Raw genomic sequence first — 2,100 nt, forward strand, 5'->3', positions numbered from 1 at the left:
AGGCGCGGCAGGCGTTCGAGCGGTCACTTGCCGGTTGACTGCCCGGTGTGCACCATCGGCCCGTGTCCCGGCGGGTGCACTTCCACGGCCGGCCCGGTGACCATGAGGCGATCACCGCACAGCCCGGCCACGGTCAAGACGATGCCTCCGGCGGTGGATCGGCCGGCACCGGGATGGAGGGGGCGCCGTCCCCGACTGCGGGCCCGTTGTGGCGGACGCTGGGGGCTCCCATCCCGCACACCGTCGACCCAGGCAGAGCCGAGCAGACGCGGCCCGTGGCGTCCAGGTCGTTCGTACAGTGGCGCGCTCCACCTGGACGCCGTGAACCACGCTCGCTCCACGGTGTGTGGGTCGACGGCGGACGGGATGGGAGCTGGGTGGGGTGGGTGAGTGGTGGGTTTCGACACTGCCGCGCCGGATGCCGGAACGAGGGGTCAGGCTGGAGGCAGCCGGCCGGCCCCTGTGCTGCACCTCGCATCTCAGCCAGTAGCCACGTCGAAGAGGGCTTGCAGCGAGACGTCTCACGGTTCTACGTGGTTCGTCACGCCGTGTTCGCAGCCTCTTCCTGGCTGATGACGCTGGAAACGTGGATGCCGATGGTGGCTTGCCGCGCCCATCACTGGTTCGTCCCCTTGATCTGATGATGGGAGATCTCTTCCCGTGCCGTGCGCCACCGTGACCGAGTCTGCTCGACCACGTTGTCCCACTGCTGGCGCACCTCACGGTCGGAAGGGCGGTGGCCTTCACGGATCCGGCTGAGTTCGTCTCGTACCTCTCGTCCCAGTGCCGCCGATGCAACCAGGGCGAGCATGACTGCGAAGAGGGCGGAAATCATCGCGAAGATTGCACCGACCACCCCGTAGCGTGTCGCGGAGGAGTTGAAGAGACGCGGCATGTAGATGGTTGCGCCCACTGAATAGGCCGCCGTCAGAGCGGCGCCGGTGACGCCGAAGGGAAGCAGGTCCGACCATCTGATCCGCTTCGCCGACAGGATCCAGCCGCTCCAGACGAGGAACGTTGCAGTCACCGGTACTTCACACACCAAGGCGACCAGACCCAGCGCGTACCCGCCAAGGAACGCGGAGAGCAACGTAATGACCACGGCATAGCCACCGAGTGTGAGGATCCACCACGAGCCGTTGCGCGTGTTGCGCACGCTGAGGGGTTTGAGCTCCCATGCCTGTTCGAAGAGCCGCTGCGCGGCGCGCGTGAAACTCAGCACCGAGATCATCAGAAACACGACGCCGAAAATGCCGAAGCTCGCGCTGGGCCCTTCGGTAGAAGAGAACAGCGAGCGGACTGCCGTAGCGCCTGCTCCGGTGAGGTCGTAGCGTTTGATGATCCGCTCTGCGGCGTCGTAGTGCACGAAGACAGTGCCAAGGAGGATGGACAGCGGGACCAATGCCGTCAAGGCGCTGGACGCCAGGGCCATCGAGCGATCGAAACCCGAGATCTTCTGAAACCGGTTGATGACCCGCAGCACGAACGCAGGCCGCAGCCAAAACGTCAGCGTTCTGACGAGGCGCTCTCGGTTGATCTCCGTCGTCCTGCCTTCCGTGAGGATCGGGACGTTTGTGGGCGACGCGAGCCTAACGGACGGCCGATGGGCCGATGCAGGGCGACACGACAAGCGGCATGCCGACCGCACGACTGCCCGATGCCTCACAGCATCACGCAGTCCGCTGTACTACGGGAGATCTCAGCTGACAGGGCTGTGGACAACGCTTGACCTGGATCGAGCCCATCGTGGCCTGACACCAACAGCGGTGAACGAGACCGGGCGAGAGCGGCCCCCAGCGGTCGGTAGACCGTCGTAGGGCTGGGGTCCCTCCAGCCCTAGGGAGCCCGTGATCGACCTGATAAGGATGAGGTCATAGCTCCAAACAACTGGGGCGGTGCACCCGGCAAAGGGTGCGCCGCTCCCGTCGTCTTGCCTGGGGTCTCCCGGACGTGATCGAGACTGTCAGCCCCGAGTGCTAGAAACACCCGCGTGACTCCTCCCCCGCGTAAACGCGGGGGCTTCTCGCTATGCCGGGTTGGCGTCGCGACGGACCAGCCCGGCCCGTAGAACGTTGAGTGCGCCCACGGTGTCAGCGTGCG

At 65.8% G+C, this 2,100-nt stretch carries 1 protein-coding gene; it reads right to left on the reverse strand.

What is annotated here, in order from left to right; translation table 11 throughout:
* Positions 1 to 616: 616 nt before the first annotated feature.
* The gene (locus ABZ471_RS48445) at positions 617 to 1,483 is read right to left on the reverse strand and encodes a YhjD/YihY/BrkB family envelope integrity protein (protein ID WP_359075562.1); all 867 of its coding nucleotides are present in this window, start codon (positions 1,481 to 1,483) and stop codon (positions 617 to 619) included.
* Positions 1,484 to 2,100 lie beyond the last annotated feature (617 nt).

The organism is Streptomyces sp. NPDC005728, assembly GCF_040630895.1.
In the GTDB taxonomy this organism is placed as follows: Bacteria; Actinomycetota; Actinomycetes; order Streptomycetales; family Streptomycetaceae; genus Streptomyces.